This window comes from Pseudonocardia pini (assembly GCF_013870575.1).
GTDB classification, from domain to species: domain Bacteria; phylum Actinomycetota; class Actinomycetes; order Mycobacteriales; family Pseudonocardiaceae; genus Pseudonocardia; species Pseudonocardia pini.
In genome coordinates this window covers 1-7,331 of record NZ_JACBXB010000226.1, presented here as the reverse complement: position 1 = coordinate 7,331, position 7,331 = coordinate 1, and the positions used below count along the sequence as shown (strand labels likewise).

Below are 7,331 nucleotides of genomic sequence, written 5' to 3'. Positions count from 1 at the left end.
CCACCGTTCCCGCAGCACGGCGACCATCGCCCACACCGCGAAGGCGCAGAACAGCGCCTCGGAGTAGGCCATCGAGAACACCACGCCCATCGGCATGGCGGCGAAGAGCGTGACCAGCACGAGCCCCGCTCGACGGGAGCCGCCCGGCACGAGCTCGCCCAGCCGGGTCAGCCCGTAGGCGGCGACGACGCCCGCGACCGTCGTCGTCAGCAGGGCGGCGAGCAGCGGGGACAGCCCGGTGGCGGCGCGGACCAGCGCGACCGTCCCCGGATACCCGGGGAAGAACGCGAGCGGGGTCTCCGGCAGGCGCCTGCCGAAGGCGTCCGCGAGGCCTGGCGGCACGCCGTCGTACCCGCCCGCCGCGAGGGCGAGGAACCACTGGCCGTCCCAGGAGGAGAGCTCCTCGCCGAGCGTGGTGCCGCGCGCGGTCGCGACCATCGCGAGCACCGCGAGACCGACCGTGCGCACCCCGAGGTACAGGCCGGCGGGCAACAACGCCGCCCCCAGGGCCGTCCGCGCGGGGTGCGTGGTGATCATCGGACCATGATCGCGGAGATCGGGGCCCCCGCGCGGCGCCACCACCCGACGGAGTGGTGTCCCGCGCGGTCCCCGCGGGAGTCCCCCGGTAAACGTGGCCTCGGCCTCTGTGGCCTCGGTCAAACCGCTTAAATTCGCAGCTCGGGACCGGTAGGCTCGTCTCCCGACCAGTGCTCGGGCCCGATCCCGGGCGCCGAGAACCAGGGCGTCGTCCGGCGCCGGAACGGAGGTCGGAGTGGCCCTCGTCGTGCAGAAGTACGGCGGATCCTCGGTCGAGAGCGCGGAGCGGATCAAGAAGGTCGCCGAGCGGATCGTCCGAACCCGCAAGGAGGGTCACGACGTCGTCGTGGTCGTGTCCGCGATGGGTGACACCACGGACGAGCTCACGGACCTCGCCGAGCAGGTCTCCACCGGCGCACCGCCGCCGCGGGAGATGGACATGCTCCTCACCGCGGGCGAGCGCATCTCGAACGCGCTGGTCGCGATGGCGATCCACTCGCTCGGGGCCGAGGCCCGCTCGTTCACCGGGTCGCAGGCCGGGATGCTCACCACGAGCAAGCACGGGGACGCCCGCATCGTGCAGGTCAACCCGCACCGGCTGCAGAGCGCGCTGGGCGAGGGGCACATCGTCCTGGTCGCGGGCTTCCAGGGCATGAGCGAGGACTCCAAGGACATCACCACGCTCGGGCGCGGCGGCTCGGACACCACCGCGGTGGCCCTGGCGGCGGCGCTGAACGCGGACGTCTGCGAGATCTACACGGACGTCGACGGGATCTTCTCCGCCGACCCGCGGATCGCGCCCAAGGCCCGCCACCTCGAGACCGTCACCTACGAGGAGATGCTCGAGCTGGCCGCGTGCGGCGCCAAGGTGCTGCACCTGCGGGCCGTCGAGTACGCCCGTCGCTACAACGTCCCGCTGCGGGTCCGCAGCAGCTACAACGACAAGCCCGGCACGCTGGTGGCCGGCTCGATCGAGGAGATTCCGTTGGAGAACCCCATCATCACCGGGGTCGCGCACGACCGGTCCGAAGGCAAGATCACCGTGACGGGCGTGCCGGACACCCCCGGCATGGCCGCGCGGATCTTCCGTGTCGTGGCCGATGCCGAGATCAACATCGACATGGTGCTGCAGAACATCTCCAACGCCTCGGACAAGAAGACCGACATCACGTTCACGCTGCCCCGCTCGGACGGCCCCGCCGCCGTCGCCGCGCTGGAGCGGTCGAAGGACCAGATCGGGTACACCGAGCTGATCTACGACAACGAGGTGGGCAAGGTCTCGCTGGTCGGCGCGGGCATGCGCAACCACCCGGGCGTCACCGCCAAGTTCTGCGAGGCGCTGTCCGACGCCGGGATCAACATCGAGACCATGAACACCTCCGAGATCCGGATCTCGGTGATCTGTCGCTCCGACCAGCTTGACGCCGCGGTGCAGGCCCTGCACGCCGCGTTCGACCTGGACTCCGAGGACGAGGCCGTCGTCGCGGCCGGGACGGGGCGGTGATGGCACCCGTACTGGCCATCGTCGGCGCCACGGGCGCCGTCGGCACCACCATGATCGAGATCATCGACGCCCGGGAGTCCGTCCCGTGGGGCGAGATCCGGCTGATCGCCTCGGCCCGCTCCGCGGGCAAGGTGCTGAAGGTCCGGGGCGAGGACGTCACCGTCCAGGCCCTCTCGCCCGAGGTGTTCGACGGCGTGGACATCGCGCTGTTCGACGTCCCGGACGAGATCTCCGCGGAGTGGGCCCCGATCGCGGCCGCCCGCGGCGCCGTGGCCGTGGACAACTCCGGTGCCTTCCGGATGGACCCGGACGTGCCGCTGGTGGTCCCGGAGGTCAACGCCGACAAGGCCGCCGACCGCCCGAAGGGGATCATCGCCAACCCCAACTGCACCACGCTGTCGATGATGGCGGCGATGGGCGCGCTGCACCGCGAGTTCGGCCTTGAGGCGCTGGTCGTGGCCTCGTACCAGGCCGCGTCGGGTGCCGGTCAGCCCGGCATCGACCGGCTGCAGGCGGAGCTGTCCGCCGTGGCGGGGCGCGATCTGGGCTCCAGGTCCGGTGATGTCGCGGAGGCGGTCGCCGGGCTGGGCGACGACTCCCCGTTCCCCGCGCCGCTGGCGCTCAACGTGGTGCCGTGGGCGGGCTCGCTCAAGGACGACGGCTGGTCGTCCGAGGAGCTCAAGGTGCGCAACGAGTCCCGCAAGATCCTGGGCATCCCGGACCTGAAGGTCTCGGCCACCTGCGTGCGCGTCCCGGTCGTCACCACGCACGCGCTGTCGGTGCACGCCACCTTCGGCCGCGAGGTCACCGTGGAGGCGGCGCACAAGGTGCTGTCCGCGCAGCCCACGATCGTGCTCGACGACGACCCGGCCGCCGGTGTGTGGCCCACGCCCGCCGCCGTCGTCGGACAGGACCCGACGCACGTCGGCCGGGTCCGCCAGGCGCTGGACTTCCCGAACACCCTCGAGCTGTTCGTCTGCGGCGACAACCTGCGCAAGGGCGCCGCGCTGAACACCTACGAGATCGCGGAGACCATCGCCGACCAGGTCTGACCCGCCTCCCGGACGGCACCCCCGTGCGGGGGTGCCGTCCGTGGGTCCGAACCGGCTCCTCCGGGGTGCGACCTCGCCCGGTCGTCGGCCACCCGTTCGAGAGTGACTTCGGACCCATGCGGGGTGGCGCACCTGCGCGCGTCCGGTTCGTCCCGGATCATGGGTCGGGTGAGCGACGAGCTTCTGACCCGCCATCATGACGGGGGCGCCGCCGCGTGCGCCCAGGCCGCGAAGGGCCTGCCCGCGCCGCCGTCCCTGCACACGCTGATCGTGACGTGCATGGACGCGCGGATCGACCCGGTGGCCCTGTTCGGCATCAGGCCCGGCGAGGCGCACGTGCTGCGCAACGCGGGCGGGATCGTCACGGACGACGTGGTGCGGTCGGTGACCATCAGCCAGCGCGAGCTGGGCACTCGGACCGTGTACGTGGTGCAGCACAAGGGCTGCGGCCTGGCCACGTTCACCGACCCGGAGTTCGTGGCGAAGCTGGAGTCGGAGTGCGGCGCGGCCCCCGAGTGGGCACCGGGCTCGTTCGCCGACCCCGTGGAGAGCGTGCGCGCGGGGGTGCAGCGCCTGCAGGACAGCCCGTTCACCGTGCAGGACATGGTGGTCACGGGCTTCGTCCTCGACCTGGAGACCTTCGAGCTCGAGCCCGTCTGACCGCCCGCCCGTGATCAAGGGCTGAACGCCTCGATCAGCCCTTGATCACCTGTGCGCGGCGGTGGTGGTTCAGAGGCGGAGCGTGGTGAGGATCGCGCGGTGGTCGCTGCCGGGTAGGTCCAGGACGTCGAAGGACTCCGCGGTGCCGGTGCTGGAGAAGACGTGGTCGATCTCCGTGCCGAACCAGCGCGGCATCGAGGTGGGCCAGGTGGCGGTGAGCGCGGTCCCGCGCTGGGAGGCCGCGTCCCCGCAGTCCGCCATCGCCTCGCGCAGGACCGAGTGGTCGAGGGTGGCGTTGAAGTCGCCCGCCACGACCGTGGGCTTCCCGGTACGGCACCAGTCGCCCGCGCCCGCGAGGTCCACCCGCCACTGCCCGACCGAGCCGGCGGTGGGCGCCACCGAGTGGAACGCCACGAACGTCAGGTCGCCCATCTCGCCGCCGGACACCTCGACGTAGGGGAACGGCGAGTCCTCGGAGATCCGGCCGACGCGGAAGTCCACCGCCCCCAGCTGGGGGGAGACCAGCGCGACCACGCCGTTGACGTCCTGGGAGTGCTCGCCGACCGAGGCCCGGCTCACGTACCCGAGGTCCGCGATCAACGGCTGGAGCCGCTCCCGGTAGCGCTCGCCCGCCTCGGGCAGGGCGACCACGTCCGGGCGCTCGCGGCGGATGGTGTCGGCGAGCACGTCGACGTCCGCGTCCCCGGTGAAGACGTTGAAGGACAACACCTTCAGTGTCTGGCCGCCGCTGGGCAGCGGGTCCGCGACCAGCCGCGGCGCGAGCATCGCCACGCCCAGCCCGAGCACCACGAGCATCGCCACGGGGAAGGGCCAGGCCCGGCGCATGCCGAGCGTGACGAGCCCGAGGACCACCACGACCACGGCGGTGCCCGCCACGAGGAGCGGGCGGAACGCGATGAGCTGGACGAACGGGCTCCAGCGGTCCAACCCGAACCAGAGGTCGGGCACCAGGAACACGGACGCGACCACGCCCAGGGCGAGCGCGCCGACGATCCGGCCGACCAGCCCGGACCTCCGGGCCCCGCGGGAGCGCTGCGGCGACACGACGGGGATGCGCTCGGTGGGAGCGGAGTGCTCCGGCGGAGCGCTCATCGCCCGCCTCGCCCGGTGCGATCGGTGGGTCCACTCATCGGGTCGGCGCTCATCGAGGACAAGTGTGCCCGAGCACGGGGCGCGGCCGGCGGGCTCACTCAGCGTGGCTTCAGGTACCCGCCGCCCTAGGGTCGGGGGCATGAGCGACGTGACGATCTGGCACAACCCGCGCTGCACCAAGTCCCGGCAGGCCCTCGCACTGCTGGAGGAGAAGGGTGTGGAGCCGGAGGTCGTGCGCTATCTCGACACGAGCCCGGACCGGGCGACCCTGGAGGCGGTGCTCGCCAAGCTGGGCACGGCGGACCCGCGGGCGATCGTGCGGAAGGGCGAGAAGCTCTACAAGGAGCTGGGTCTGGCCGAGGCGGACCGCGACACCCTGCTCGACGCCATGGCGGCGAACCCGATCCTGATCGAGCGCCCCCTCGTCATCCGGGGCGACCGCGCGGTGGTCGGCCGGCCCACGGAGGCCGTCCTGGACCTGCTCTGACGACCGCACGAGCGGCACTCTCGCTCAGTAGGTCTGAGCGAGAGTGCCGTTCGCTCATCGTCTTGAGGGGGCTTGAGGGGCTTGCGGGGCTAGAGGGGGACGTGGGCGGCGGTCAGCGGCGCTCGCACGTGCAGCATCCCGCCGGTGATCTCCGCGGTGGGGCGCAGGCCCGCCCGCCGCAGCAGCTTGGTGACCTTCATGTTCTGCGTGTGCGTGGTGGCCACGAGTTCCTCGCTGCCCTGGTCCGCGGCGAGCTCCGCGGCCCGGCGGACCAGCGCGGTGCCCAGCCCGCGCTCCTGCCAGGCGTCCTCCACCACGACGGCGAACGAGGCCGCGGGCCGCGAGGCCCGCTCGACGTTCACCATCCCGACCGCGCTGCCGCCGTCGACCGTCAGTGCGAGCACGGTCCGCTGCCCGTCGCCGGTGAGGAGCGTCTGCGGGGCGCCGGTGAGCCGGTCCAGCTCCTCCTGCCCGAGCCGCGGCGTGACGGAGAGGAACCGCGCGCTGCGGCTCTCGGGCGAGCAGCGGGCGTGCATGGCCATGATCAGCGGCCCGTCCGCCGGGGTGGCGGTGCGCAACCGGACCTCGGACCCGTCCCGCAGCAGCAGGATGGGGTCCATCCGGGCGACCATCCGGGACGGCGAGCCGCTCAGCGACAGCTGCGCCGAGAGCTCCAGCAGCGCCGCGGCCCGGGAGAGCTCGGTGGCGGTGAACGGCCAGGCCCGGCCGAGGTGCACCTGCGAGAGGCCCACCCGCAGGGTGTGGACGTGCCCACCCAGTGCGGGCGCCCCGGGCTCGACGATCCGGGCCCGCAGCAGGGTGGCGACGGCCTGGGGAGCGCTGCCGGGGTCCGCCGCGACCATCCGGGCCAGCGCCAACGCCGTGGTGGCGGTGTCCGCGAGCTCGGTCGCGTCCGCACGCACCAGCAGCGTGCACGGGATGCCCGCCTGCTCCACGGCGGCGACCATCCCCGCGGGCTCGATCCCCTCCGGGATCTTGACCAACAGCTCGTCCGTGACCGAGCCGTCGTCGGCCGGTTCCCCCACCACGTGCAGCGAGAGGATGTTGCAACCGGAGCGGCCGACCGCAGTGGCCAGCTCGCCGAGCCGGCCCGGTCGATCCTCCAGCTCCACGTGTACGCGCCACAGCGCCACGCTGACCGCCTCCTCGCAGATTCACCACCATCGTGGCTTCGCCGCGTTACGAGATCGCTACGCGGAGATGACGCCTAGGTCGTGGGAAGTGTGATCCGCGCCAGGGCGCGGCGCGCGAAGTCGATCTCCGTGGCCATGTGGCGCAGGGCCTCCGCGACCACGAGCGAGCCGTGTCCCGCGTCGAACCGGGCGACCTCGTAGGGCAGGTCCGCCCTGGTGGCGAGCGCCGCGAGGTAGTTGTCGACCTGACGGATCGGGCATCGCGGGTCGTTCTCCCCGGCCAGGACGAGGACGGGCGCGCGAACCTCGCCGACGTAGGTCAGCGGGGAGGCCGTGCGGTAGGTCTCCGGGACCTCGTCGGGTGATCCCCCGAACAGGGCACGGTCGAAGGCCCGCAGCTGTTCCATCTCGTCCTCGTACGCCGCGAGGTAGTCCGCCACGGGCACCCCGCCGAGCACGGCGGCCCAGCGCTCGGGCTGCGTGCCCGCCGCCAGCAGCGCGAGGTAGCCGCCCCAGGACCAGCCCTCCACCACACAGCGGGCCGGGTCGGCGAGCCCGGAGGCGACGACGGCGTCGTGCACGGCGGCGACGTCCGCCAGCTCGGTGAGACCGGGCCTGCCCTCGATCGCGTCCCGCCAGGCCGAGCCGTAGCCCGTCGAGCCGCGGTAGTTGACCTCGACCACGGCGAACCCGGCGTCCACCCAGGCGGCGCGGGCGGGGGAGAAGCGGTCCTCGTCGGCGGCGTGCGGGCCGCCGTGCAGGGCGAAGACGGTGGGGAACGGGCCCTCACCGGCCGGCGCCGCGACGAGCGCGTGCACCTCTCC

The 7,331-nt window shown here is 72.8% G+C and carries 7 protein-coding genes and 1 pseudogene; 4 read left to right on the top strand and 4 right to left on the bottom strand.

The genetic code is table 11. The annotated features are described in order from the left end of the window. A pseudogene (locus tag H5J29_RS14815) lies at positions 1-537 on the bottom strand (hypothetical protein); the annotation flags it as partial. Between the two features lie 235 nt (positions 538-772). Between H5J29_RS14815 and H5J29_RS14810 the strand changes: the two are divergent. From H5J29_RS14810 to H5J29_RS14800, 3 genes are all read left to right on the top strand, one after another. Further along, a complete protein-coding gene (locus H5J29_RS14810; RefSeq protein ID WP_181781542.1) occupies positions 773-2,041 on the top strand; it encodes an aspartate kinase in 1,269 nt (422 codons plus the stop codon). Then, the gene (locus H5J29_RS14805; protein ID WP_181781541.1) at positions 2,041-3,093 is read left to right on the top strand and encodes an aspartate-semialdehyde dehydrogenase; all 1,053 of its coding nucleotides are present in this window, start codon (positions 2,041-2,043) and stop codon (positions 3,091-3,093) included. The genes H5J29_RS14810 and H5J29_RS14805 overlap by 1 nt, the downstream gene beginning before the upstream one ends. Before the next feature lie 168 nt (positions 3,094-3,261). Continuing rightward, positions 3,262-3,753, top strand: coding sequence for a beta-class carbonic anhydrase (locus H5J29_RS14800; protein ID WP_376768535.1), 492 nt, complete (start codon positions 3,262-3,264; stop codon positions 3,751-3,753). A 69-nt stretch (positions 3,754-3,822) separates the two neighbouring features. On the opposite strand, the gene H5J29_RS14795 is transcribed toward H5J29_RS14800, so the two are convergent. After that, complete coding sequence (locus H5J29_RS14795; RefSeq protein ID WP_181781540.1) at positions 3,823-4,866, bottom strand: endonuclease/exonuclease/phosphatase family protein; 1,044 nt, start codon at positions 4,864-4,866, stop codon at positions 3,823-3,825. 139 nt (positions 4,867-5,005) lie between these two features. On the opposite strand from H5J29_RS14795, the gene arsC reads away from it, so the two are divergent. Next, a complete protein-coding gene (arsC, locus tag H5J29_RS14790) occupies positions 5,006-5,353 on the top strand; it encodes an arsenate reductase (glutaredoxin) (RefSeq protein ID WP_181781539.1) in 348 nt (115 codons plus the stop codon). Between the two features lie 89 nt (positions 5,354-5,442). Here arsC and H5J29_RS14785 read toward each other — a convergent pair whose 3' ends face one another. Next, the gene (locus H5J29_RS14785) at positions 5,443-6,507 is read right to left on the bottom strand and encodes a GNAT family N-acetyltransferase (RefSeq protein ID WP_181781538.1); all 1,065 of its coding nucleotides are present in this window, start codon (positions 6,505-6,507) and stop codon (positions 5,443-5,445) included. Between the two features lie 74 nt (positions 6,508-6,581). Beyond that, positions 6,582-7,331: alpha/beta hydrolase family protein (locus H5J29_RS14780; protein WP_181781537.1), on the bottom strand; the 750-nt coding region annotated here is incomplete at its 5' end.

Bases quoted from the DNA above. Each gene is read 5' to 3' on its own strand.
- H5J29_RS14795 (WP_181781540.1), bottom strand. From the start codon at position 4,866: ATGAGCGCTCCGCCGGAGCACTCCGCTCCCACCGAGCGCATCCCCGTC.
- arsC (WP_181781539.1), top strand. From the start codon at position 5,006: ATGAGCGACGTGACGATCTGGCACAACCCGCGCTGCACCAAGTCCCGG.
- H5J29_RS14805 (WP_181781541.1), top strand. From the start codon at position 2,041: ATGGCACCCGTACTGGCCATCGTCGGCGCCACGGGCGCCGTCGGCACC.